The following is a 25,846-nucleotide window of genomic DNA, read 5'->3' as shown; positions in this document are numbered from 1 at the left end:
CGTGATTAACTGGGATTATTTTTGCTTTATAGATCTGTGCAGCAGAGATCTACGCCTATGTAAAAAACCTAATATTGCAGGTACCGGACTAATAACCCTCTTCTGCGCAGCGAGCTGGGTTGAATATTTCCTGCGTAAATCAGGTAACCGCTTCCAGTGGGTGCCACCTGAGATATGATGTTCTTGATGATAGCCATCATTAAACATGAATAAATTATAGATACGTCCATAATAGCTCACTGAGTTTGCAAATCTGTTCTCCGGCTGTGCACCATAATGTTCGTAGTAGTTTTGAATATTAACCAAAACAAAGGCAAAATAGAGAGAAGGTAAATAACAAAATAAAGCCCATTTCCAAGACAGAGTGAATAAGATAATAATCCACGCCGCCTGGAACAATCTGTCTAACCTCAATTGCCATAACTCTTTAATTCTATTGGTTCTGGCATTAGAAAGAAGTTTTTCATACCCTTTATCAGCTTTACTAAGTGGTTTGTGCCAGATAAATAGAGACCAGCACATACGAACAAAACTATTATAAAAGGTAGATGCTGCGCCAAGGATAGAATAGTTCCAAAGAGTCGTATGCTCCCCAATTTCTTTTCCATTCATAAAGGTAGAAGAGGTATCCAAAGGTCCGCCTTCACCGACTCCCCGATCGTTATTATATTTGTGGTGATTACGAACATGGGACAGGTGATAAGACTGTACAGACTGCCCAATATTCATTGAATTCAGTATCGACACAAACATATTCATTACACGAGAAACGAACCAGGGAGTATGGGTGAAAAAATGTGATATCACTATTATGTTGTAAGTTGTCATCAATGTAAGAAGCACAATGTTGACCAACCACCCCATAATAGTGAAATGATCCCAATACATGACCAGTGTAACCGTGGCTACCGTATGCAAAATGCTTAATATAAACATAACTGCATCCCAAGCGGAATATTTCCAGATAGCCATCATTACTCTCCTAGCCAAGATAAGACTGTAAACTTCCGCGCCGCCTTACATCCACTGTTGCACAATGGAAGGAACCGCCGAAGGAGTTAAAGTTCCTGAAATTACATGGAATCGGAGTAAAGCCCCAACGTTTCATCGCCGCGATCATGGGTTCATCCTGCTTTTCAACAATCACCCGCTTCTCATCCAACATCAGAATATTCATGTTGATCCATTTACTGGTCATATACAGAGGATGGTTGTCAGGAATAACCGGTTCAGGCGCATACAGCACATCCCATCCTTTAAACAGCTCAGGAACTTTTAACACCTTTTTCGGGTTAATTAATAGTTTCCCTGGCGCCATAGGAACAAATGTGGCATCAATGTGCATAGGACTATCATCATTAAATTCAAAAACATGAATACGATAATCATCACCTAAATGACGACGAAGCCACTCGATACCAAATTCATTCGTGACATGGCTTTTTTGCGCAATGATATCGCGCCCACACCGGATAAAATCCGCAGCATCAAATGTAGGTTCAAACTCGGTCACCGCAAGAGGAACACGATCCTTGCCATTAGGTTGATCCCATTCGAAATTATATTGTTCATCGATCAATTGTGGCTTTGGCCCAGAGCTCCATTTCGCGCCCTGTTTAAAATAATCTTTAAGTAGAGTCTTATATGCCGCCGTTTCAAAATAGCGGGAGCGCCACGCCAGCGGGCATTCAATAATATCATCACCAATCACTAACAACACATCACGGGGCATTGCACAATATAGCCCGGTGCTGCTCCAGCCTGGCGCACCAAATACCAGAGATTGATCCTGAGGTTCTGGCCGACGTACTGTTACCCCTTCGCTTTCAAGAATATGAACAAACTCTTCTAATTCCCTGGAAGCCGCTTCAATTTGCTCTTGTGGAAATGACCGGCCAGCATGGCGTTGAAAAGTAGCAACTTGATTTTCTGGTAGTACAGGCTCCAGAGACATATGCCAGGAAGGGAATCTGGCGCCATCAACAACACCGACGATCACCTCTTCAAGAGGATCCCATTCGTTAAAAGAATTAACTGGGGAAGAAATTTTACTATCACGATCTATTAAATTTGAATCGAGCATGTCGTCTCCTGATATTTTAATACTATGTCGCCTTAAAACTGTAACAACTGTATTAATTGCGACCCTATCGCCATCAATGGTGACTTCTTAGAAAGAATTCAGTTTAAATATGAAGTAATGACTAATATGATGGCTCTACGCATCCCTACAGTCTGAAAAATTAAATAACTATGACTCTTTCAGGTTTAATAAGCCCGGAACTGAATTATAATTCTTTCATTAAAAACGGTAATACACAGTTAAAAATTTTATTTTTTCATCATAAAATATTAAATCACTGTAATAATATACGATAACAACATTATAATTCTACCGTGCTTTTATAAACCTAAAATGACGCTATAAATTTACCTGCCAATAATAATATATAGACATTTAAATTTGTAAAGGCATTAGATTTAAGCACTGTGAAATAGAGCACATGTTATTGTTTGTCATATTATTATTTACTTATAAAATATTACCATGGGTAAATAAAGTTGAATTTATTTATGAGATATTGTTGTTTTATTTTTACAATAATTAATTCCAATAGAGGAAGGCAGGCCAATAATATTATTGGCCTGCTTTTAGTTAATTATTACTTATTAATTTTATTCTATTTTTAAAGTTTTTATCAGACCGGAAAGTCCTGAAACAGTAGAGCCATACTTAGGGTCTACAAGTGTTCCTGATATACGAAACTTATCATTAGACATAGCCGCTAACAATATGCCATAAACTACTAGCGAATGAGCCGTGGCTTTATCATCGCTATTGTCTTCCCAATGTATACCATACTTTTTATTGACATCCCCTGTTAATACAGATGCAATAACTCTTGGCGATTTTTCATCATCAAATTCGACCGATACTACTTTACTCTTCTCTAGAATTATATCGCTCATTTCAAACTCCATAATGTAATAAATAAATTTATATTACCCAAGATACAGAACAACAAACTGTTTACTTGTGGAATATAAGATAGAGGACACTTCTACTATAAAATCAGTATGCATTAATAGATCATCCACACATCAGATATAGTAGTTAGCATTTTTAATACTACATTAATACTTTATCTAACACATATAACTATAGATGCCATTCATACGTTGTCAAATAAAGGTGATAGCTTAATTTAAAAATACGTCTACCTTGTCACAAAAAATAGAAATGCAGATCTTTCATATTAAATAGCATTTCATAATTTTGCTACACATGGCCTTCTTCAACCCATTGTTATATATAAAATTATGAGTAGTATAAGATGTAGCGCTATTTTGGAATCTTATTTAAAACCTTAATGTATCATTAACTTCTTCCACATATAACAGTTACATATATAAATGATAATAATATGGATATTTATTACCCTCCTTAAAAAGGTAAAATTATTGGTACAATCACAGAGTTAAAAAATAAATCATAGAAATTATAATCGATGTATTGATCGTATAACTATATGCCGCTCTTCAGGTAATATTAATTATGACTCTCTACGTTTAGATTAAACTATACCCTTCATCTTTCAAGTTGCTGCTTTGTTGGCTGCGTTCACTTGCCGCCGCGCTGCAACTTGAAATCTATTGGGTATAATAGTATGTAAAATAGAGATAGTTTAGTTTCTCTCTATATTATTATTACCACAGAAAAATAAATTGCGTTTATTTGTAAGATATTATTTCTTTAATGCTATAACAATTCATTAAAATAGAAAAAGGCAGAACAATAATATTACCATTCTGCCTTTGACTAAGTGCATTTAGTAGAAAATATATTTATGATTTGAATAAAACCAGCTCTATCTGATTATATCTTTCAAACCAAATTAAATTATTCTACAGAGTCTGTGATTCCACGCACTCATTCAGAGATTTAATAAATACTTATTAAATCTCTACACCTACTATATATTTTAGCTTAGCAAGCTTACTTTTTGCGATTTTTACTTTTACATCTAATTTTTCATGAAGAACACGTAAAAGAGACAGATAGAGCAGCATAATCTTCTCTTTATCTTTTTCACCATCAACTAGTAATAGATGAAAATCTTCAACCACACCTAAAATATTCAGACTAACGATAACTGAACCGGGTGACAGAATATCAATCAAGACCTTCTCTACTTTACCCACTTTCAGTTCATCATCTACAAGCAGCTCTTCATGTAACAAAATATCTTTCTTAATCATGATATAAACTCCGAGATTTAATGTAACTAATTGATAAATAACTTATATGGCTTCAGGATACAGACAATAAGCTATTCATTTTTGCAACATAAGATTGTGACCATTTTCACTAGAAAATAAGTGCCAATCAGGAATTTATCCAGCATTTAGATAATATACACAGCATTTTTGATGCCATATTAACGCTTTATCTAATACATATAACTATAGATGCCATTAATGTATTGTCAATAAAATAAAAAAATAAATTTAATTATTTAAAATCAATATTTTATTACCAAACAACAAATAAAAAGATATTTCACCATGAAATAAATTTAATATTTAAGTGATTTTTTCTACCGAACATAATGAAATACATCAATAATAATGAGAAATAACACGGCTATTTACCTCTACTATATAAAAGGCAAAAACCATGAATTCATATCAAAAACAACAAATAGCTTATAACATTCAGCATTATATTTTATAGAAATTACAAGAGGCTAATTAATCATGTGATCTTTTATTGGCAATATTATATATTACGTCTCATTCTGTTATTATAACAAGAAGATAAAATAAAGATTATGCAATTGTTATATTATTAAATTAATTGCAGCCTATTAGTTATTGTTTTGTTATTTATATCTATTTTAATTTTCTCATTAAACACAATTATCTATCGTAAGATAATTTTTTTGACTCAAAATAAATATGGAATTAACAACGAAGACAATCCCAAGATAATACTATTAAAACGTGGCATCAATATTAATTATACCACGCTTTATTACTGAACTCAGTCTGGCTTCCCTAACATGGAGACCTGACTCACCCCCTTTAAATCACAAACACTTATCCAGAAGCCCTGGATAACCAATCTTTGATGTCTTCAACAATAGGCGTAACTTGCAAAACATCCTCTCTGTCTTTAAACCCATGGCTTAGTCCCGGGTATTGATAGAAGGTAATATTATCTTTCTTTAATTGCTCTTCCATTTCCATAGCTGCACTCACATTGACGGAGTTATCATTCAATGTTTGAATAATCAAAATCGGTCTTTTCGTCTGACTTAACACTTTATATTGATTAATACCAAGCGAGACTTTCCACCAATTAACGCCATGATTACTCATTTCCAGCTCACCAGCATGATTACCGGTACGTATTTCTTTCTGGAACTCTCTAAATCCTTTAATAGCCTCATTAATATGTTCTGGTGGGACCTCACTCCTCATACTATGAATAACATCATCAGCGAAATACTGGCCACCACCATTCAGTGCAATCGTTCTATCAATATAATTCACTTGCGATGTAATTAAATTGGCGACTACAGCGCCCTCACTTCCACCTAACGTAATGATTTTATTATATTTATTTTGATTTTTCAGATAACCAATAATCTGAATATAATCCTTAACCCGCTGTTCTGACGTATCTGATCTTATATAAGCCTTAGGACAATCCGAACGTTCCACCGCATCAGACCAAGGGAGAGAGGCATTAATACCATATTTCTCTACAGTCAAAACATCAGCATCCGGATAAATATCACTGAATGTCTCATTCACAAATTTATTATTAGCGATACTATTACAATCAGAACCTTGTATCAATACCAATAAGTTCTTTCCACCTCTTTGCTTGAGATAGTAAGTTATTTCACTACCATCATGCCGGAAAAACTGTTTATGCGTATCTGAGTAAACAGAGCTTATACAACATAAAAAAACCAGCACAGACGCCAGAATTTGCTGTTGTAAATTAAAACCATATGCTTTCATTAATACCTCCTTTAGCTGACATATTAAAGACCACAAACTGGCAATATTGTTCCCGTCAGAAAAATTTTTAGAATTTGAAAGCAAGGTTCAGCGTTTTCTTACCTTAATTCCTAACTATAATTACTACACTACTGGCATATGAGAAAAAACAATCGCTGTAACATTTGAGATTTTTAAAATGAAAACCACTTTATCAACAAAAATCACATTACCCGATAATTACCATACCCACGATTTTTTCGCCTTTCATCAAAGGGATAAACAAAATATCGCTGAAATTGTCGAACAGAATCAAGTCAGAAAAGGGATCAGTTGGGATGGAAAACCGGCTGAATTAATCATAGCTATTGATTCGGCAATCGCACAGATACAACTCAATATTGATGGTAACACAATAACAGATATGGACGATCGCCTGCCGGCTTTAGCCTCTCATATGTTAGGGCTTTTACAACCTGTTCATCTATTTGAGCTTTTATATAAAGAACATCCGATTATTGGTTCACTGATTTCCAGACAATCAGGTTTAAGAATTTATCAGTCAGCAACACCATTTGAAGCATTAAGCTGGGCTATTATTGGTCAGCAGATCAGCGTCAGTGCTGCTATATCTATTCGCAGGCGATTTATTCAGGCAATAGGGGTTCAACATTCTTCCGGGCTCTGGTGCTTCCCAACCCCCAGACAAATAATCAACCGTTCAGAAGATGAATTGCGCCAATGTGGATTTTCTGTCAGCAAAGCCAAAGCGCTACTTCTTTTAAGCCAATTAATTGAATCTGGCGAATTAACATTAGAAATCTCTGATAGTGAACAGAATATTCAACAATTAACACACAATCTGCTAGCGATAAAAGGCATTGGCATATGGACCATTAATTATGCCCGGTTACGGGGATTTAATTACCTGAACGGTTCATTACATGGTGATGTCGCAGTAAGACGTAATATCCAGAGGCTAATCAACCAAAATGAGAAAGTTTCTGCGGAACAAGCAGAAAAATGGCTGGCAAATTTCGCTCCCTGGAAAGCCCTGTTAGCCGCACATTTATGGCGACAAGAGTCAAGTGCGGGGTATTGATGTTGGTTGTCAGTTTTTACTTGGCAGGTGTTGCTCTGCGGCTCACAGCAGATACCAAAAATTGCAAAACTGCTTCCACTTTCATGAAACCTTGCTTTACTTAAACGTAAATAATGATAGATATAACCGGTCAATTCAGAAAAGAAAGGCACTTTTATGAACTGTGCAGCTGCAAACAAAATACGGTTTAACCCTGCTTCTCCAACATTTTCTCAGGATTTGTATCAAATCTATCGGCATATGCAACAGCATCAGCCTATCTTGCGGCTTGGACATACTTGGGTGCTCACTCGTTATCAGGATATCAGCTATGCGATGAAAGAACCTCGTTTAGGTAACACTGATATTCTACAGCATTTTCTGACTGAGCTTCAGCGTCAACAAATAATGCTAAACCAACCACTGCAAGACTTATTACAGAGGTCTTTACTGTTCCAGGAGGGGAATGTCCACCATGCGCATAGGAAGGCATTACAGTCACTGTTCAGCGGCACATGCTACCAATCGCTAAAGCAACTGATTCAAGAGGAAATAATACTGGTTGTTCAAGCGCTAAAGGGGAACAACCAATTTGATGGTATCGCGCAGTTAGCCAAGCTGATTTGGCCCCGCATTTTTGCTCGTTGGCTTAATCTGACAAGTGAACAGCAGGAGATTATCGCTCAAGAAAAGCAAAGCATCCGACTATTGTTGGACCCCAGTGCGATTACATTTGCCAGCCTGCAATCGACGATGAAAGCAATGAAAACATTAGATGATCTCTTCAACCAGTTGTTGAACATGCATTTTGCTGGCCGAGAATCAACGTTTTTTGCAGCCCTCTCACTAGGGTATCACCAAGACCACGATGCATTGAGGCGCTTCTTCAGTACAGATTGCCTTACGCTCGTAATAGGCGGAAGTGAAACGGGCGAGGCGCTTATTGGCAACCTGATTCAGGAGGTAGCAATGGACGCAACCCTTCAACAACGTCTCCGTGAGGATCCGGCATTGATACGACTCGCCGTTCAGGAAACCATGCGCTATGAGTCACCTCTACAAATGGTGCGCCGTACTGTTCTTAAGCCTATATCGTTCCACGGTAGAACACTGGAAGAAGGGGATAGCGTATTACTGTGTATCGGGGCAGCAAATCGTGATGAGCAACAATTCAATGACACAGGACGTTTTATTATGGGAAGAAAAAATGGTCAGCGACATTTGGGATTTGGTGTTGGTATACACCAGTGTATTGGGCAATTACTGGCTCAATTTCAAGCGGAAAGTACATGTGAAGCTATGCTACGTATTTTGCCGCCATTTGTTATGGCAGCACCAGGGCAGTGGCAACAAAATAACCGGATGTTGCGAGCACTGGATGTGTTGCCGCTAACGACTGCTGAATTATTTAAAGGAATACAAACCGATTTACTCACAGAGTAATTACATTGCACTTATTATGCGAATCCGCCTTTAATAAGGTGAAAGTGTAATTATAAGGATATTACATATTCACACTCTTCCCCTTTAAAACAACAAAAAAGGACCACTGTACAGAGGTCCTTTAGCTATATTCTGTCAGTTATTAGAATCAGTAATATCCTCGGAGACTCTGCAAAGCAAGATTATCGCTGTAACCGGATAGAACATTACCCATCAATATGATTGTTGCATGACATAGCTGTTACCCCTTTGCCAGAAGATTAAAACTGGTCATCAGGTTACGGTAATCTGGGATATGATTGGAGAAAAGATTCCCCAGGCCTTCAATATCATTTCGCCAGTCACGATGCAGCTCGCACGCAACTGCAAACCAAGTCATCAACTGAGCCCCCGCTTGTGACATGCGCTCCCATGCTGCGTTTCGTGTTATTTCATTAAATGTACCTGATGCATCGGTTACGACAAACACATCAAACCCTTCTTCAATAGCTGACAATGCCGGAAATGCCACGCACACTTCGGTGACAACACCTGCAATGAGAAGCTGCTTTTTACCCGTTGCTTTTACAGCCTTAACAAAGTTATCGTTGTCCCAAGCATTAATGTGACCAGGTCTGGCAATGTAAGGCGCATCAGGGAACTGCTCCCTTAACTCAGGGAGCAGTGGGCCATTAGGTCCGGTTTCAAAGCTAGTAGTGAGAATTGTAGGAAGGTGGAAATACTTAGCAAGAGCGCTTAATGCCAGAATGTTATTCTTAAACTTGTCAGGCTCAATATCACCATGTTTTTCGCGGGAAGCCCCTTCCTTTCAGGTAGGGGAGGCAGAGCGAAGCGCCTGCAAGGGCGCTCAATGAGGGCGGCTCTGCTGCTCAATATATTGCTTAACAGCTTCAAGAGAAGCACCGCCCACACTACCTGCAAAGTATGATGGCGACCAGAGCGCATCGCTTTTCCATACGGGTTTGTGTAATTCAGGGAAAAACATTTTCATTTTTCGGCTGCTAACCCCTTTCAGACTGTTAACCAGCTTGCTGATGGCTACTTTGGGCGGGAAATCAATCAGCATGTGAATGTGATCTGCTGCCCCGTTGAACTCTTTCAGTTCGACTTCAAACTGCCTGCATATGCCTCGCATGAGCGCTTCCAGCTTTGTGAGGTGCTCATTGCTGAATACCTGACCCCGATATTTTGTGAGGAAAATAAGATGAGCGTGCATCATGAATACACAGTGCCGACCTGTTCGCATTTCATTCATAGACTAACTTTGATTTTATGATTAATTTTTGTATATAATAACACATTATGATAATGCAGACCAAAACACTCTCTGTCCGGGTTAAGGACAAACATGTGAAGCTCCTGCGCCAGATGGCGTATGAGGTGAATCAGGTGTTTAACCTTGCCAACGAGATAACCCGCAAGGCGTACAGTCATGCGGGTGAGTTTGGTGCGCAAAAACCTCAATGGCTTTCTGCGTTCGATGTCCAGAAGCAGACAGCCGGTATTCAGAAAGAGAAAGGCTGGATTATCGGCAGCGCCACCGTGCAGGAGGTCATCGCAGAGCACGGAAAGGCCAGAAAACAATTTAAGCGGGCAAAACTTCGCTGGCGAGTCAGTGGGGGTGCTAAGCGCTCATTAGGTTGGATCCCGTTTAAATCCCGTGCGGCCACCTGGCATAACGGGCAGATAAAATTTGCCGGACACTTCTTCAACGTGTGGGACAGCTACGGGCTGTCCGGTTACAAATTCCGGGCGGGCAATTTCTCCGAAGATGCCCGTGGTCGCTGGTATTTCAATATCTGCGTTCAGGTTGAATGTGAAGCAACAAAAGGAACCGGGGCTGTTGGTATCGATTTAGGTCTGAAAGAAACCGCCATGCCAACAGAAGGGGAGCCACTGGCAGCAGGCCGGTTCTACCGCGAGCTGAGCGCCCCATTAGGCAAAGCGCAACGGGCAAACAAAAAATCCCGGGTAAAAGCTATCCACGCCAAAATAAAAAACCGCCGCAAAGATGCAATCCATAAATACACAACAGCACTGGTGAACACGCATGCGGCGATATTCGTAGGCAACGTGAGCAGCAGCCAGTTAGCCAAAACCAGAATGGCAAAGAGCGTGTTAGACGCGGGCTGGGCGATGCTCAAAACACAACTGAAATATAAAGCGATTGCGCGGTCAGTGATGTTTGATGTTGTCAACGAAAACTACTCCACCCAGACCTGTTCGTGTTGCGGAGCTATCTCCGACAGCAGTCCGAAAGGTAGAGCGGGTTTGCGAATAAGAGAATGGACATGTGTTGAGTGCGGAGCAACACACAACCGCGACAGAAATGCGGCAATGAACATTCTTGCGGCGGGGCATCGCCGTCTGGTTGCAGGAATCCCCTTCCTTTAGGAAGGGGAGGATGTCAATTAAACGTAGATCATTCGGCTGGATTTACCACTACTATGGTATAAAAAGGTAATACTAGTACTACAACCGTAGATACCAGAAAGTTGCATTTTCCTTGATGCTCACAACTCTGAGAAACCGCATGAATTAAGCTTTTCTATAAGTGTCTTTTCTGTTGAAAAAATTAAGTACGACTGTAGTACTAAGTCAAAGTGTCACTTCCATCTACGCTGACATGGCACTTTCACCTATCAACTTCTTCTGTAACTTGCTATAAATTATAAAAAATGTAGCGGAGGTTCTTCCTTGTATCTTCACTCGTATCGCCTCAGGAATTTTAGACGTCTTAAAGACGCTCATATTGAACTCGCTGATGACATTTCAATATTCGTAGGATCGAATAATAGTGGAAAAACGTCAGCAACCCAGGCCATCTACTCATTCATCACGGGAGGAAAAGAGCGTTTCAGTCTCTACGATTTCAGCTCTTCGTGCTGGAAAACCTTCGATGAAGCTGGCGATATCAACCTGACTGACCCGATTCCTGAAGGCTTCACACTGCCGAGTATAGACCTTGATCTCTGGTTTGAAGTTGCAGCACCCGACCTTTATCTGGTGATTGCCTTGCTACCGAGTACTACGTGGAAAGGAACCAAGGTTGGTATACGAATATCTCTGACCGCTCGAAATCCCATCAACCTCATTCAGAACTATCAAGAAGCTAAGGCTAAGGGTACTGAGCCGTCTGCTCAATTACCCCCCGGGTCACAATATGTTCCCTGGCCCCGCTCCATGACGGACTATCTCCAACGTGAGCTGAAGAGTGAATATGAACTGCGTTACTTCATCCTGGATCACACTCGGTTTGATGATAACTACCGTGAAATCGGTGACTACGTTCCTGATGAACTAGGTGGAGAGCCGGGCGGTGGAACGATTCTAAAATCGCTTATTCAGATCGATAACTTAAGTGCTCAGCGACATCTCGCTGATCCTAACCCGGAAGCAGGTGGCAGATCAGAAGACTTATCAAAGCGTTTGAGTCGCTTCTATAAGCGCAACCTCAATCAGAGACAAGACGATCATTTAGCCCTCAAAGCGCTGTTTGACTCAGAACAAGCACTAAATGTTCACTTGGATGGGGTATTTAAACCAATGCTTGATCGGCTCGCCAAGCTTGGCTACCCCGGTATCAATAATCCTCAACTGAAGATTATGTCTGCGTTAGACCCCGCTCATGTCATGAGTCAGAATGCTCGGGTTCACTACCAGATCGGGGATGGAGATGACATAGCCACTCTTCCTGATAGTTATAACGGTCTCGGATTCAAAAATTTGATCTACATGGTTGTGGAAATCCTTGATGCCCAAACCAGGTGGTCGACGATGGAGAATCGCCCCCCATTACACCTGATTTTTGTGGAGGAACCCGAAGCCCATTTACATGCTCAACTCCAACAGGTCTTTATCCGCAATGTTCTTGAGCTCCTAAGCATAGAGGGCGACAACGGAAGTATTTTTGACAGTCAGATGGTCATCACGACCCACTCGCCTCACATTCTATACGAACGAGGTTTCAAGCCTATTCGTTACTTTCGGCGCAAGAAGGTTGGCAAAGAGCAGCAGACCGAAGTTCTAAATTTATCGGCTTTTTATCACGCTCAGCCAGACGATCGTGATTTTCTGGAACGATATTTAAAACTCACTCACTGCGATCTTTTTTTCTCAGATGCTGCCATCCTTGTTGAAGGCAATGTTGAGAGATTACTCCTGCCAATAATGATTCGTAAGGTGGCAAAAACTCTCCGTTCAGCCTGCCTTTGTATTCTGGAAGTCGGAGGAGCCTTTGGTCACCGTTTTCAATCACTTATCGAATTTCTCGGTCTAACAACGTTGATTATTACCGATATTGATAGCGTTGCCCTTGTAGTTCCTGCGGCGAATGACATCACTGATGATGAAGAACTCGAGGAGTTCGAAATTTCAGGGGACATAGAGGAAGATCAAGTTCTGGAAGAGACACAGAGCCCTGTCGTGGAACCAGAGCTTAAGAAGAAATACGGCAAGGCCTGTTTGCCCTGTAAACTAGGGGCTGCGACCTCGAATCAAACCCTAATAAAATGGCTTCCTAGCAAGCTCACCATCGAAGACCTACATGCAGCCTCTGAAGCGGAGAAAACTCATGAGCTGGAAGACGGTGCGAAGGTTCGTGTGGCCTATCAGACTGAGCGGGATGTTACTTGGAACGGAACCACTGATAGCCTATGTGGGCGAACGCTTGAAGAAGACTTTGGCCTCGAAAATCCGGAATGGTCACAAGCTACGGCAAGGAAACATCTCGGCCTGATTATAAAGGGGAACATTGAAAACCCTAATGCTCTTGCCAAAGGTCTTCATGAGAGAGTATCACGGAAAAGTTTCGATAAAACAAAGTTCGCACTTGCTGTACTTACTGAAAAAGAGGATGAGTGGGATGTTCCGGCTTACATCCGTGAAGGGCTTGTCTGGTTGAAGGACGAAGTGCGAATCGAGCTTGATACTGCTCTGCCCGGTATCATCGATGATGTAGCTGTAGGAGGTGAACATGAGTAGTAGGGCGAATAAACCGGATACCCAAGCTGATATCGATTTACGAATCTGCCTTGGTGATGTTCCTCCACGCAGCTTCATAATGAAAGCTGGTGCCGGTTCTGGCAAAACGACATCTCTCATTAAGGGCTTATCGTCGGTCATCCAAATGCACGGAAATAAGCTAAGGAAAGCCCGTCAGCGCGTTGCCTGCATTACCTACACAGAGATCGCAGCTGCTGAGATCTGGAGAGACGTCAGCAATGACCCACTGATTCACGTTTCGACAATCCATAGCTTTATGTGGTTGCTAGCTAAACCGTTCCAGAACGACATTCGCGCTTGGGTATCAGTACGCATTCTGGAGAAAATTGAGGCGCTTGAAGAGAAACGATCAACCTACGGTCCTAGAGTTCAGCAACGCACGAAGGATAAGGATGCGCGAGAATTGGAGCGTCTCCACCGTCAGTCAGAACGGATCTCCACCGTCAAAAGTTTCCGATACGGCATTGGGAGTGATTACATAAAGGGGATTCTGGGTCATGACGACATTCTGAAACTCGTGCCCCATCTCATTGCCGAACGCCCTCTCTTTCGAACCCTCTTGGCGCGCCAGTTCCCCTTCGTCTTCGTGGATGAAAGCCAAGATACGACTGCTGAAGTCGTGGAAGCTTTAAAAACCGTCGAGAGTGAACCTGGTGTCTCACTTTGTCTCGGTTTCTTCGGAGATCCGATGCAGCGGATTTACGCAACGGGAACCGGATTAGTTGAAGCTAAACCTACTTGGGTTGACATTCCTAAGCCTGAAAATTTCCGGTGTTCAAGCAAGGTTCTAGATCTTGCAAATGCCATTCGTCGTGATGGTGATGATCTCGTCCAAGTGCCTGGTCAACGCCTGGGCCCTGATGGAATTATTCCAACCCCTGAAGGCTCAGCCCATCTTTTCATCTTACCGGCTGACGATACGCGAGATATCAATCTGATTCGAGTACGAGAATGGATGGCGATGCAAACTGGTGATGATCATTGGCAACGTGGTGGTGATGACCAGGAACGAGTGAAACTTCTAGTTATTGTTCACCAAATGGCTGCAAAACGCTTAGGATTCGGTGATCTATATACTGCACTCAATTCCAAAACCCCGTCAGCGTTCAAGGATGGCTTTTTAGATGGTTCTGCATGGCCCATCTCGCCGTGTGTAAAGTTTTTAATCCCAATAGCGATCGCCCACACTGAAGGCCAACATCTCGAAGTGATGCAACTTATCAGGAAATATTCCCCCCTCCTTGATAAGGATTATCTCATTAAGGTAAGCGTAGCTGAACGCCTTAAAGAAATTAGAGAACTTGTTGCTTATATTGCAGCAGGTATAGCGGGGGATTCTGGCATAACAATCGGAGAGCTTCTTAAGCGGGTGCATGCGGCTGAGCTTTTGCTGCTTGATCCTCGACTGGTCTCATACTTAGACCCAGGAGCAAGTGTACCAACCCCATCCGAACCAGAGGAAAGACTCGGAAATAACGATGATCAAGAAGATGATGAGTCCGACAAGGAAATGGCTTCAATGGACGCTTTTCTGGCGTGCCCCGCCAGTCAACTCTTGGCGTACCAAACTTACATTTCGGAACGTTCACCCTTCTGGACACAGCAAGGTATTAAAGGGGCCGAGTTTAAGAGGGTTCTCGTCGTCCTTGACGATGCCGAAAGTACTCACTTCCAGTTTTCCTACGAAAAATATCTGGGTCTCAAACCCCTCTCAGATGCTGATCAAAAACATTTAGATGCGGGTGAGGAAACTACTGTAGATCGAACACGCCGTCTCTTCTACGTCAGTTGTACTAGAGCGTTAAAGGACTTAGCTGTCGTCCTATTCACAGCAGACCCTGAGCTGGCAGAGGCGCACATACGCCAGCTTAACCTTTTCGAAGATGGAGCCATTCACACTCAGCTTGTTTTTCAGACAGCGTAACTATCTAATTTATTGTGGTAACTAGCATAATTTTGAGACCTTCTTCGTGTATCCGGAGTAGGTCCATGCACCATCAATGCTATTGAGCCTCTGAATAAAGCCATCCAGGTGTCTAGATTGCCAATTTGTTCATTTCACGCTGTTATCCCAAATGTCCCTTCTACCACAATCCCACCATTCCCCAGTTCACCGATATAATCCGCATACCACTGCATCATTTCCCGCCTCCCTTCCAGATACTGTGCATGGTTATACGTGCCGCTAATCGCGTTCTTATCCACATGTGCAAGCTGCGTTTCAATCCACGCTGAGTTAAAGCCCTGTTCATGCAGGATTGTGCTCATCGTGTGGCGGAAACCGTGCCCCGTCGGCCTACCTTTATACCCCAGCAACTCAATAACCTGATTAACGCTCTCCTTGCTAATAGGCTTGTGTGGATCGTTCCTACCGATAAACACCAGAGGGTGATGTTTTGAGATCGGTTCAAGCTGCTTAAACAATGCAATGACCTGCTCTGATAGCGGCACAATGTGAGGTCGCTTCATCTTCATCACTTCAGGCGGGATCTCCCACAATTTCTTCTCAAAATCGATACCTTCCCAGCAAGCGAAGCGCAGTTCCTGCGTGCGCACACCGGTTAACATAATGATCTGCGTGGCAGTTTTGGTGATGATACTGCCAGTATAACCAGCCAAGTCGTTGAGAAAATAGGGCAGTTCATTGGCCGTAAGGAAAGGGAAGTGAACTTTCTTTGGTGTTGCCAGGACTGTGGCAAGATCGGGGGCGGGATTGTAGTCAGCTCTGCCGGTGACAATCGCATAACGGAACACCTTCACCGCAACGTTGGCGAACCTTTCGCATCTTCTCCAATGCGCCGCGTTTCTCCATTTTGCGCAGCGCTTCCAGTAGCTCCATTGGTTTGATTTCGGCAATAGGGCGCTTGCCAATATAGGGGAAGATATCTTTCTCGAAGGTATCGATAATCTCGTCGCGATAACATGGAGACCAGCGTTCGGCTTTTTGTTGATGCCATTCACGAACAATAGCTTCGCGTTTGTCCCGCGCTTCAGCAAGTGAAATCTCTGGGTAAGCACCAAATGCTAAACACTTTTCTTTACCGGCATAACGGTACTTCATTCGCCAGTAAAAGGAGCCACTGGTCATCACTTCAAGATATAGCCTGCCACCATCAGAGAGCTTATAAAGCTTGTCTTTAGGCTTGGCGGTATCAATTTGTCAGGCTTTTAGCTTTATTGGGGGCACCTTTTATGCCCCCAGATTAGAATTGACTCTAGTACTACAGCCGTAGATACCAGAAAGTTGCATTTTCCTTGATGCTCACAACTCTGAGAAACTGCATGAATTAAGCTTTTCTATGAGTGTCTTTTCTGTTGAAAAAAGTAAGTACGGCTGTAGTACTAGGCGGCATTCGTTAACATAGAGCGAGCATAACCTGTTGCAATATCAGAGAGTATAAGGGATTTGTGGAGTTTCGGAGGGCTTAACTTGGCGGAAGATCACAGGAGTCGAACCTGCCAGAGACCGCTGGCGGCCTCATCTGGATTTGAAGTCCAGCCGCCCCACCGGGGACGATGATCTTCCATATCAATACGAAAGAATTATGAAAATATGCTGATTATAGCGCGTGCTGTAAGGCTTCTGAATCGATCCGTGGAAACAATTCATCAATTTCCTAAAAAGCATTAAATTTTGTTGTTAAAAAACTCGATATTCGCGTTGAGTTTGCCAAATTTTACCTACATCTTATTAGCCGATACCCATTACGATACACTGCTCGTTCAGCCATGTATCCCAAACACAAACAGGACCCTATATGACTAATCCGTTACTCGTTCCATCAGGTTTACCAAAATTTTCTTCTATTAAACCAGAACATGTTGTTCCTGCTGTAAAAGAAGTCATTGCAAATTACCGCCAAACTGTCGAAAAAATCCTGGCCGAGAATACCGTTTTTACCTGGGATAATCTGTGTCAGCCACTGGCCGAAGCAAATGATAAACAGTCACGTGCATGGTCACCAGTCAATCATCTGAATTCGGTCAAAAACAGCCCAGAGCTGCGTGCAGTCTACGAAGAAAGTTTACCATTGCTGTCTGAATTCAGTACCTGGTTAGGTCAACACAAAGGCCTGTATCAAGCGTATAAGTCATTACGTGAGAGTGCTGAGTTTGAGAAACTCTCTCAACCTCAACGCAAAGCTGTCGAAAATTCACTGCGCGATTTTAAACTGTCAGGTATCGGTCTGCCTGAGGAGAAACAGAAACGTTATGGCGAGATCAGTGCGCGTTTGTCAGATTTAAGTTCTCAATTCAGCAATAACGTGCTTGATGCCACTATGGGCTGGACCAAGTTAATTACTGATGTGGAAGATCTGTCTGGTCTGCCTGAAAGTGCAATTGCCGCAGCTAAAGCTCAGGCAGAAGCGAGAGGAAAAAAAGGCTGGCTGCTGACTTTGGAAGCGCCAAGTTATCAGCCGGTTATTACTTATGCAGAAGACCGTGAATTGCGTCGGGAAATTTATCACGCTTATCAAACTCGTGCTTCTGATCAAGGCCCAAATACCGGTAAATGGGATAACAGCGAAGTAATGGCTGAACTCCTTGCATTACGTCATGAGCAAGCCCAATTACTTGGCTTTAAAAATTATGCTGAACAATCTCTTGCAACCAAAATGGCAAAAACGCCTAAGGAAGTTTTAGATTTTCTGAATGATTTGACAAAACGCGCTCATACACAAGGTGAGGAAGAAGTAGATGAGTTAAAATGTTTTGCGAAATGGCATCATTGCGCCTACGAGCTGGAAGCTTGGGATATGACTTATTATGCCGAAAAACAAAAACAGTATGAGTTTTCTATTAATGACGAACAGTTACGTCCTTACTTCCCTGAACAACGAGCTGTTGAAGGGCTATTTGAAGTTGTTCGCTGTATCTATGGCATTACAGCCAAAGAACGCCATGATGTAGAAACCTGGCACCCAGATGTCCGTTTCTTCGATCTATATGATGACAAAAATGAGCTGCACGGCAGTTTCTATATGGATCTCTATGCGCGCGAACATAAACGGGGCGGCGCCTGGATGGATGAATGTATCAGCAAGATGCGACATTCCAACGGCGAACTGCAAAAGCCAGTCGCTTATCTGAACTGCAACTTCAACAAACCTGTTGGTGGTAAACCAGCCCTGTTCACCCACAGTGAAGTAAACACGCTGTTCCACGAGTTCGGTCACTGTCTGCACCTGATGCTGACCCAGATTGAAACTGCTGCTGTTTCCGGTACTAATGGCGTGCCATGGGATGCGGTTGAGATGCCAAGCCAGTTCATGGAAAATTGGTGCTGGAAACCAGAAGCACTGGCATTTATTTCTGGTCACTATGAAACTAAAGAGCCTCTGCCGCAATCTATGCTGAATAATCTTTTAGCAGCGAAAAACTATCAAGCTGCAATGGCTATGCTGCGTCAGCTTGAGTTTGGTCAGTTCGATTTCCGCCTGCATGTTGAGTATGATCCAGCAAAAGGTGCTCAAATCATGCAAACCCTGAAGAAAGTGAAAAAATTAGTCTCCGTAGTACCTTCACCTAAATGGGGCCGTTTCCCTCACTCATTCAGCCATATCTTCTCCGGTGGTTATGCCGCAGGTTACTACAGCTATCTGTGGGCTGAAGTGCTGGCAGCTGATGCCTTCTCACGCTTCGAAGAAGAAGGAATTTTCAACCGCGAAACCGGCCAATCTTTCCTTGATAACCTTCTGTCCCGTGGTGGTTCCGAAGATCCAATGGAACTGTTCAAACGTTTCCGTGGCCGTGAACCCAAACTGGATGCAATGCTGCGTAGTTCTGGTATCAAGGGATAATCAGGGTGGGTATCTGTTTAATCTGTGAACAAGGCGCTGATAGCAGCGCCTTATCTCAACTGGCAGAGCGCTGGCAGCTGGTACATGACGAAAACGCTGTTATGGCATTGGTTCTTACACTTCAACATCTCGAACTCCGTAAAAGGGATGAGCCCAAACTGGGCGGCATCTATGTGGATTTTGTATCGGGCACAATGGCACATCGCCGCCGCTTTGGTGGCGGACGAGGTGAAGCAGTTGCGAAAGCCGTAGGAATCAAAAAAGATTATCTGCCAACCATCGTGGATGCTACCGCAGGTCTGGGACGTGACGCCTTTGTACTGGCATCACTGGGTTGTCATGTAAGAATGCTGGAACGCCATCCTGTAGTCGCAGCATTGCTGGATGATGGGCTTCAACGTGGTTATCAGGATGAAGAAATCGGCGGCTGGCTAAGAGAACGCATGACATTGCTCCATGCCTCCAGCATCACGGCTCTGACCGATATTACTCCGCAGCCTGATGTGGTTTATCTTGATCCCATGTATCCACATAAGCAGAAAAGTGCACTGGTGAAGAAAGAGATGCGGGTGTTTCAGTCTCTGGTTGGTGCTGATGAAGATGCTGATAATTTGCTATCCCCTGCACGAGCTCTGGCAAAACGCCGTGTTGTGGTAAAGCGACCTGATTATGCAGAACCCTTAGCTGGAATAGCTGCATCAGCGGCTATCACCACAAAAAACCACCGTTTTGATATCTATCCTTGTTAAAACATCAGCCGCATATTGCGGCTGATCACGTTAATTTACAGGATACCCTGAGAGAGCATAGCGTCAGCAACTTTTACAAATCCGGCAATATTCGCCCCCTGAACATAATTGGTCTGTTGGCTCTCGCCACCATACTCAACACAGGCGTGATGAATATCCAGCATGATGTGATGCAAACGTGCATCCACTTTCTCAACCTTCCAGCCTAAACGTGCTGCGTTTTGCGCCATTTCCAAACCAGATGTTGCTACGCCGCCCGCATTGGCTGCTTTACCTGGTGCGAATAGCACGCCTGCTTCAATAAAGGCTTCAGTCGCTGAAATGGTTGCTGGCATATTCGCGCCTTCAGCTACGGCTTTAACACCATTCTTGATAAGGACCTTAGCCGCATCCAAATCCAACTCGTTCTGAGTAGCGCATGGCAAAGCGATATCAACCGGCACAGACCAAGGTTGTAACCCTTTCAGGAAAGTCAGCCCCCGCTCTTTGGCATATTCTTCCACTCGACCATAGTGCTGGTTTTTAATCTCTTCAAGGTGAGCCAGTTTCTCCAGCGTGAAACCTTCTTCATCAACCACTGTGCCACCGGAATCAGAAGCAGTAACCACTTTCGCCCCCAGCGCCATGCATTTCTCAATAGTATATTGTGCAACGTTACCGGCGCCGGAAACCGATACCCGCATACCATCAAAGCCCATACCATGACGTTTCAGCATGGCATTGGTGAAATAAACCAGACCATAACCGGTTGCCTCCGGGCGAATCAAACTGCCGCCGAAAGAGAGACCTTTGCCGGTAAATACACAAGCGGTGTTATTAGAGAGCTTTTTCATCATCCCTGACATAAAAGCCACTTCACGGCCACCCACACCAATATCCCCCGCTGGAACATCGGTATCTGGCCCCAGATGGCGGTACAATTCTGTCATTAACGCCTGACAAAAACGCATCACTTCACCCTGGCTTTTTCCTTTGGGATCAAAATCTGAACCCCCTTTACCTCCACCCATCGGTAAAGTCGTCAGCGCATTTTTCAAGGTTTGTTCAAAGCCAAGGAATTTCAGAATAGAGAGATTCACCGATGGATGAAAACGCATACCACCTTTATATGGACCAATGGCTGAATTGAACTGTACCCGCCATGCACGGTTTACCTGAACCTTACCTTGATCATCTACCCAGCAAACTCGAAACTGGATAACCCTTTCCGGCTCTACCATACGCTCCAGCAAGCTTTGTTCACGGTATTTCGGGTTTTGTTCAAGGAACGGCCAAAGAGAGGTGAATACTTCCCGGACAGCTTGAAGATATTCTGGTTGATATTCATCCCTGAGTTGAATCGATCCAAGAAATGAAGACAAAGATAATAAACAGCTCATAGTTATTCCTTATTTCTACCTTGGTTGTAATGTCTCCTCAGCAATTTCCTAATTATTATTTTTGTCGAAAATGTGAGGTAAGTTGTGTTTGCCCTTTGAATATATCACTGTTCTATATTCATCTTTCAAGAAGTTTTTTTACAGAAAGGTAAAAAAAGCTTCTTGATTGCATCGGACATAAACCAAACAACACCTCATTTAATCAAAAAAAACGCCTGCATAAGCAGGCGATTTTATCGAATAAATTTTCAGTTTATGGCTATTCATCGTCACGCAGAGGAACGATCAGCATATCAACATGAACAGTGTTAATCAGCTGACGCGCAGAGGACATCAGTTTGCTCCAAAAATCCTGATGATGACCACAAACAACCAGATCTATGTCATATTTCTTAATCGCATCAACCAATACCTGAGCCAGATCACCGCTACCGCTCAGGGTTTCCTGAATATCATAATCTGTATTTGCAGAGAGATCTTTCAACGCATTACGAGTCTCGTCAGTAATGCGTTGCTGCATATCACCGAGATTAACATCAATCAAACCGGTGTAGAGATCGGAATAGTTAACATCAACATGGATCAGGGAAACTTTGGCATTGTACGGCTTTGCCATGGAAATGGCTTTTTGTACCAATACCTGACTTTCCGGGGATAAATCAACCGCAACAAGAATATGTTTATAAGCCATAAGCGAACTCCTTCCATAATGCCGATTAATGAGTTGGCAGGGCAAATTGCCACTATCCTGTGTTTATTACTATAACTACTTAGAATGTCCTTAAAATGCTGTTTCGATCACAACTCATCATTGGCTATCCAGCAAAGAACATTCACCAAACAACATATACCACAATAGCTATTCCTTCCACTTGATAGAGAACAAAATCAGGCTCTGGGTTTATGGTCTTTCTTGTCCAATCCATGTCTTTCAATGCTCAAATCGAGTTTTTTACGTAGAACCCCAATAATCTGAGGTAGGTATTACTGATACGGCCCGCAAACAGAAACAAGACATCTCCAATTAATCTGTGTTCATTCATTCTAGTACTACAGCCGTACTTACTTTTTTCAACAGAAAAGACACTCATAGAAAAGCTTAATTCATGCGGTTTCTCAGAGTTGTGAGCATCAAGGAAAATGCAACTTTCTGATATCTACGGCTGTAGTACTAGATTACCCAATGGCCCTTCCGGGAGGCGGACGGAACGTACAGACGTCTGCATCAGACTTTATACTGCTAAAAATACATTTCAATCCCAGTAACAATGACAAGCGAAGAATTAATAGAATATTTATTGGTTATCGTTAATCCTAATTCACTGTAATGAAATGTAGGTTCATTTTCAGATAATTCCGGCTTGTCAGATTTGGATTGCAGATCACTATAATCTGGAAATAGACTTGTTCAATTTGTTTATTTTTATTAATGTAGATAGCGATACATGACAATATTTTAAAGAAGAGGATTATGATGGATGTTTTAGATGAATTCTACGGAAGAAATCCGTGGGCCAGAGGATACTTTGATGATGCCACTCAGAAAGAAAGGCAGCTTATGAAGATTCAAATGGATAAACAAAATGAACTGATTATAGTTATGAATGGTGTTGCTAATAAATTTATAAAATGGAGCCTAGCTAAAGATCATTTCATCAATGAAGTTATCGCCTACTCTCAAGATATTACAGCAAAAATAAACACAGGGGAACTTTCAATACTTGAGGCAATAGGCTTATTAGAAGAGGAAATAAAATCCTTAAAAGAACAAGATAGAATGATTTCGCAAAAAAATGTAAAGCAAGCGATTGTTGTACAAAAAGAGATTATAGATAGCCCTAGAAATAGCAAAAGACGTGAATTTGATAAATTAATTATTGCAGGTGTTGGTTTCATTTCAGGGGGGCTTCAAATAGTTGGCGGGTTAACTGTTACGAGACTTTCACGTTCTGGCTATGGAGGATTATTATTAGCTCATGGATATAATAATATTATAGAAAACGGCTATTATATACTTTACCGGGAAGATTATGCCGGCCCAGTAAGATTTGTGTATCGTCAGGTTGCAAAAGAAACATTCAATATGAATGAGCGTGATGCTGATGCCCTCTACGCATCTGTTGATATAGGTATATCTCTTACTGGGATGTTAACTTACCAACTTTTACCCGATCATCAGAGACTATATCGATATATAAACACAGATCTCCTATACGGATTAAAGAATCGCGGAATAAAAATGATGAGTATAGAAGAAATCATTATTGAGATTGTTAGCGATATAAGTACTGTATATGGATATATGAGGAGTAATTAATGGGATTTCTTTATATATTATTATCTTTGATAATACTAAGACCTACATATGTTTTCATAAAAAAGCTTTTAATATCAGATAATATCTATTATCATCTTTATGCTATAATATTACCATTATCTCTATCTGCTTTTCATCTTTATGTTTTTCATTTTGATTTTATCCCTTTGCTAAATATAGACACAACAAATGATGATTTTCTACATTATGCTTCATTTGTTCTTGCATATTCATGTTGTATCCCATATATCATTGCTCGTCGTAAACACAATACATGAATTATAAATAAGATAATTATCTAAGCATAACTAAGAATATTTAGTTATGCTAGGTCGTTAAATATATTAATAGTTCCTATCATCCCAAATACTATAAGCACTGGTTCCTGCAATATGATGGGTCCACGTGATACTCTTGTATCGTAAAGAGAGAGTTTCCTGTGGCTCAGAACCTGTATGCGTTATATTATGTGGATGAGTAGCTGTTAAATCGGAGATAGTGGCATCAACCACTTTTATGGTGTAATACAACTCTTGAGCACCTGATTGATTTGTTCTATAACACTCAAAAATAGCATCAAGTACTTCGTTATCTGAAATGGCTAACCCTAAAAGTGGAGATGATTTATCAATAGGTTTTTTTATTACGATAGGGTGATGGCTGACATTCTGTTCTCTGCTTATCGAATGAGAAAGGCTGTATACCAATATTTGATCTGTATGATTCACCTGGCCCTTGTTTCCTATTGAATCGATGGATGAACAACCCGCCGAAATAAGTCCTTGCTTACGACCTTTTAAAGTTAAATAAATTAAGTTTGCCATTTACATTCCTATTTAGTGTTTTATCAATGAACTATTCAGTGGTCACAACAACTCAGATAATGGAATTCACGATTAATTTCATTATATAAGCCGTACTTATTATCAAAATATCATCACATTAAGGGATTAACGCTTCTGACTATTACCATCTGGTATCGGCAACAATCACCACAACTTGACCGCCATTTTATGGCTTTGTCCAAATTTAAGCCACACGAAAGGGTTTTTTTGTACTATCTGACTATCTTTCCTACAATAAATATAAGGCGTCACCGCCTACAATTTTGATTTTTTTCCTTTTGTGACAGCCTTGGCTAACCATTCTAAGGAGGGGGATTATGTTCAGTTCAATTGCACTGTTTTGGGCGCTGTGTCTTGTCTGCATTATGAATATGATGCGCTACTTCTCTTCACTGCGGGCATTGTTGTCTATTCTTCGCCAGTCCGATCCCTTGCTTTATCAATCAGTAGACGGTAACGGTTTTTTTACTGCTCATGGACAGCTCAATAAGCAGATAAGGCTCGTGCACTATATCAATTCGCAACGTTACCTTGATCATCATGATCCAGAAGTGGTGCTTCGCTGTGAACGGCTGAGGAGGCAATTTATTCTGACGAGCGCGCTGAGTGGATTAGTTGTTGTTTGTCTGATTTCGATGTTAATTTGGTAGTGACTGCTTCCCCGCCGTAAAAAACGGCGAGGCTTCCCACTTCTCAGGCCGCAACCGTCTTTATGACGGATTTACACTGGCCTCCGTGGGCAGAAACGACGAGTCCCGCCGCCTGTAATTCTCTCGTGCCCTTGCGCTGGATGTTGAGCGCCGCATTGATATCGCGATCATGTTCGACTCGACAGAAAGGGCATTGCCAGAGCCGCTTATGCAGCGGCATTTCCGGCATTTTGTGACCGCAGCAATGACAGGTTTTCGAACTGGCGAACCCCTGATCCAGTTTGACCAGATGGACGCCCGCTGCTGCGGCTTTGTATTCCAGTTTCTTGATGAAACCATGCCAGCCCGCATCCCCGATAGCGCGGGCAATGCGGTGATCCTTCATCATGTTGGCCGATTTTAGTGTCTCAACAATGAGCGCCTGGTTTTCGTCAACCCTTGTCCGAGAGAGTTTGTGTTGAAAATCGGCGCGGGCATTGGCTACCCGCTCATGGACTGCCGCCAGACGTAATCGGGCCTTCCCGCGGTTAGCACTGCCCTTTTGTTTGCGGGACAGCGATTTCTG

19 protein-coding genes, 1 tRNA gene and 2 pseudogenes are annotated in these 25,846 nt (G+C 42.1%); 9 read left to right on the top strand and 13 right to left on the bottom strand.

Going from position 1 to position 25,846, the window contains the following annotated elements:
* Positions 1-15: 15 nt before the first annotated feature.
* The 5 genes from LGZ99_RS15240 to LGZ99_RS15220 form a co-directional block, all read right to left on the bottom strand.
* Positions 16-972 carry a fatty acid desaturase family protein gene (locus tag LGZ99_RS15240; protein WP_036839639.1) on the bottom strand — a complete coding sequence of 319 codons (957 nt, stop codon included), beginning with the start codon at positions 970-972 and terminating at the stop codon, positions 16-18.
* A gap of 10 nt (positions 973-982) precedes the next feature.
* A complete protein-coding gene (locus tag LGZ99_RS15235; protein ID WP_051769530.1) occupies positions 983-2,083 on the bottom strand; it encodes an amidinotransferase in 1,101 nt (366 codons plus the stop codon).
* A gap of 593 nt (positions 2,084-2,676) precedes the next feature.
* Positions 2,677-2,970, bottom strand: coding sequence for a hypothetical protein (locus LGZ99_RS15230; RefSeq protein ID WP_036839641.1), 294 nt, complete (start codon positions 2,968-2,970; stop codon positions 2,677-2,679).
* Between the two features lie 987 nt (positions 2,971-3,957).
* The gene (locus LGZ99_RS15225; protein ID WP_051769531.1) at positions 3,958-4,260 is read right to left on the bottom strand and encodes a hypothetical protein; all 303 of its coding nucleotides are present in this window, start codon (positions 4,258-4,260) and stop codon (positions 3,958-3,960) included.
* A gap of 840 nt (positions 4,261-5,100) precedes the next feature.
* Positions 5,101-6,033, bottom strand: coding sequence for an alpha/beta hydrolase family protein (locus LGZ99_RS15220; protein ID WP_036839646.1), 933 nt, complete (start codon positions 6,031-6,033; stop codon positions 5,101-5,103).
* 178 nt (positions 6,034-6,211) lie between these two features.
* Between LGZ99_RS15220 and LGZ99_RS15215 the strand changes: the two genes are divergently transcribed.
* Together LGZ99_RS15215 and LGZ99_RS15210 are read left to right on the top strand one after the other, a co-directional pair.
* Positions 6,212-7,114: a DNA-3-methyladenine glycosylase family protein gene (locus LGZ99_RS15215; protein ID WP_036839649.1), complete on the top strand. Its 903-nt coding sequence runs from the start codon at positions 6,212-6,214 to the stop codon at positions 7,112-7,114.
* Positions 7,115-7,270: 156 nt separating this feature from the next.
* Positions 7,271-8,536 carry a cytochrome P450 gene (locus tag LGZ99_RS15210; RefSeq protein WP_051769532.1) on the top strand — a complete coding sequence of 422 codons (1,266 nt, stop codon included), beginning with the start codon at positions 7,271-7,273 and terminating at the stop codon, positions 8,534-8,536.
* Positions 8,537-8,777: 241 nt separating this feature from the next.
* Here the strand turns inward: LGZ99_RS15210 and ycaC are convergent.
* Together ycaC and tnpA are read right to left on the bottom strand one after the other, a co-directional pair.
* Positions 8,778-9,314: pseudogene (gene ycaC, locus LGZ99_RS15205) on the bottom strand (isochorismate family cysteine hydrolase YcaC); the annotation flags it as partial.
* 69 nt (positions 9,315-9,383) lie between these two features.
* Positions 9,384-9,791 (bottom strand): IS200/IS605 family transposase, encoded by a 408-nt coding sequence (gene tnpA, locus LGZ99_RS15200; RefSeq protein WP_036839653.1) that lies wholly within the window; start codon positions 9,789-9,791, stop codon positions 9,384-9,386.
* Positions 9,792-9,838: 47 nt separating this feature from the next.
* Here tnpA and LGZ99_RS15195 point away from each other — a divergent pair, with 47 nt between their 5' ends.
* The 3 genes from LGZ99_RS15195 (at position 9,839) to LGZ99_RS15185 (ending at position 15,464) form a co-directional block, all read left to right on the top strand.
* A complete protein-coding gene (locus LGZ99_RS15195) occupies positions 9,839-10,930 on the top strand; it encodes an RNA-guided endonuclease InsQ/TnpB family protein (RefSeq protein ID WP_262979288.1) in 1,092 nt (363 codons plus the stop codon).
* 303 nt (positions 10,931-11,233) lie between these two features.
* Positions 11,234-13,519, top strand: coding sequence for an ATP-dependent nuclease (locus tag LGZ99_RS15190; RefSeq protein ID WP_036841459.1), 2,286 nt, complete (start codon positions 11,234-11,236; stop codon positions 13,517-13,519).
* Positions 13,512-15,464 carry a UvrD-helicase domain-containing protein gene (locus LGZ99_RS15185; RefSeq protein ID WP_036841460.1) on the top strand — a complete coding sequence of 651 codons (1,953 nt, stop codon included), beginning with the start codon at positions 13,512-13,514 and terminating at the stop codon, positions 15,462-15,464. The genes LGZ99_RS15190 and LGZ99_RS15185 overlap by 8 nt, the downstream gene beginning before the upstream one ends.
* 134 nt (positions 15,465-15,598) lie before the next feature.
* On the opposite strand, the pseudogene LGZ99_RS15180 reads toward LGZ99_RS15185, so the two are convergent.
* Both LGZ99_RS15180 and LGZ99_RS15175 read right to left on the bottom strand, forming a co-directional pair.
* A pseudogene (locus LGZ99_RS15180) lies at positions 15,599-16,697 on the bottom strand (tyrosine-type recombinase/integrase).
* A 274-nt stretch (positions 16,698-16,971) separates the two neighbouring features.
* A tRNA-Sec gene (locus tag LGZ99_RS15175) sits at positions 16,972-17,066 on the bottom strand.
* A 232-nt stretch (positions 17,067-17,298) separates the two neighbouring features.
* Between LGZ99_RS15175 and prlC the strand changes: the two genes are divergently transcribed.
* Together prlC and rsmJ are read left to right on the top strand one after the other, a co-directional pair.
* The gene (gene prlC, locus LGZ99_RS15170) at positions 17,299-19,341 is read left to right on the top strand and encodes an oligopeptidase A (protein WP_036841463.1); all 2,043 of its coding nucleotides are present in this window, start codon (positions 17,299-17,301) and stop codon (positions 19,339-19,341) included.
* A gap of 5 nt (positions 19,342-19,346) precedes the next feature.
* Positions 19,347-20,090 (top strand): 16S rRNA (guanine(1516)-N(2))-methyltransferase RsmJ, encoded by a 744-nt coding sequence (gene rsmJ, locus LGZ99_RS15165; protein ID WP_023044155.1) that lies wholly within the window; start codon positions 19,347-19,349, stop codon positions 20,088-20,090.
* Positions 20,091-20,125: 35 nt separating this feature from the next.
* On the opposite strand, the gene gdhA is transcribed toward rsmJ, so the two are convergent.
* Both gdhA and uspA read right to left on the bottom strand, forming a co-directional pair.
* On the bottom strand, positions 20,126-21,469 hold the full coding sequence (gdhA, locus tag LGZ99_RS15160; RefSeq protein WP_023044154.1) for an NADP-specific glutamate dehydrogenase: 1,344 nt from the start codon (positions 21,467-21,469) through the stop codon (positions 20,126-20,128).
* A gap of 259 nt (positions 21,470-21,728) precedes the next feature.
* Positions 21,729-22,160: a universal stress protein UspA gene (uspA, locus tag LGZ99_RS15155; protein WP_023044153.1), complete on the bottom strand. Its 432-nt coding sequence runs from the start codon at positions 22,158-22,160 to the stop codon at positions 21,729-21,731.
* A gap of 780 nt (positions 22,161-22,940) precedes the next feature.
* Here uspA and LGZ99_RS15150 point away from each other — a divergent pair.
* A complete protein-coding gene (locus LGZ99_RS15150) occupies positions 22,941-23,786 on the top strand; it encodes a DUF4225 domain-containing protein (RefSeq protein WP_036841464.1) in 846 nt (281 codons plus the stop codon).
* A 344-nt stretch (positions 23,787-24,130) separates the two neighbouring features.
* On the opposite strand, the gene LGZ99_RS15145 is transcribed toward LGZ99_RS15150, so the two are convergent.
* Entirely contained in the window at positions 24,131-24,610 is a 480-nt protein-coding gene (locus tag LGZ99_RS15145; RefSeq protein WP_036841469.1) for an Hcp family type VI secretion system effector, read from the bottom strand.
* A gap of 338 nt (positions 24,611-24,948) precedes the next feature.
* On the opposite strand from LGZ99_RS15145, the gene uspB reads away from it, so the two are divergent.
* Positions 24,949-25,281 carry a universal stress protein UspB gene (uspB, locus tag LGZ99_RS15140; protein ID WP_036841471.1) on the top strand — a complete coding sequence of 111 codons (333 nt, stop codon included), beginning with the start codon at positions 24,949-24,951 and terminating at the stop codon, positions 25,279-25,281.
* Between the two features lie 43 nt (positions 25,282-25,324).
* Here uspB and LGZ99_RS15135 read toward each other — a convergent pair.
* Positions 25,325-25,846, bottom strand: a 522-nt coding sequence (locus tag LGZ99_RS15135) for an RNA-guided endonuclease InsQ/TnpB family protein (protein WP_262979287.1), incomplete at its 5' end; no start/stop codon positions are given.

The organism is Photorhabdus temperata, from assembly GCF_025384845.1.
GTDB lineage: Bacteria > Pseudomonadota > Gammaproteobacteria > Enterobacterales > Enterobacteriaceae > Photorhabdus > Photorhabdus temperata.
Note: the sequence above shows the minus strand (reverse complement) of the source record. Positions and strands in the feature narration are given on the sequence as shown.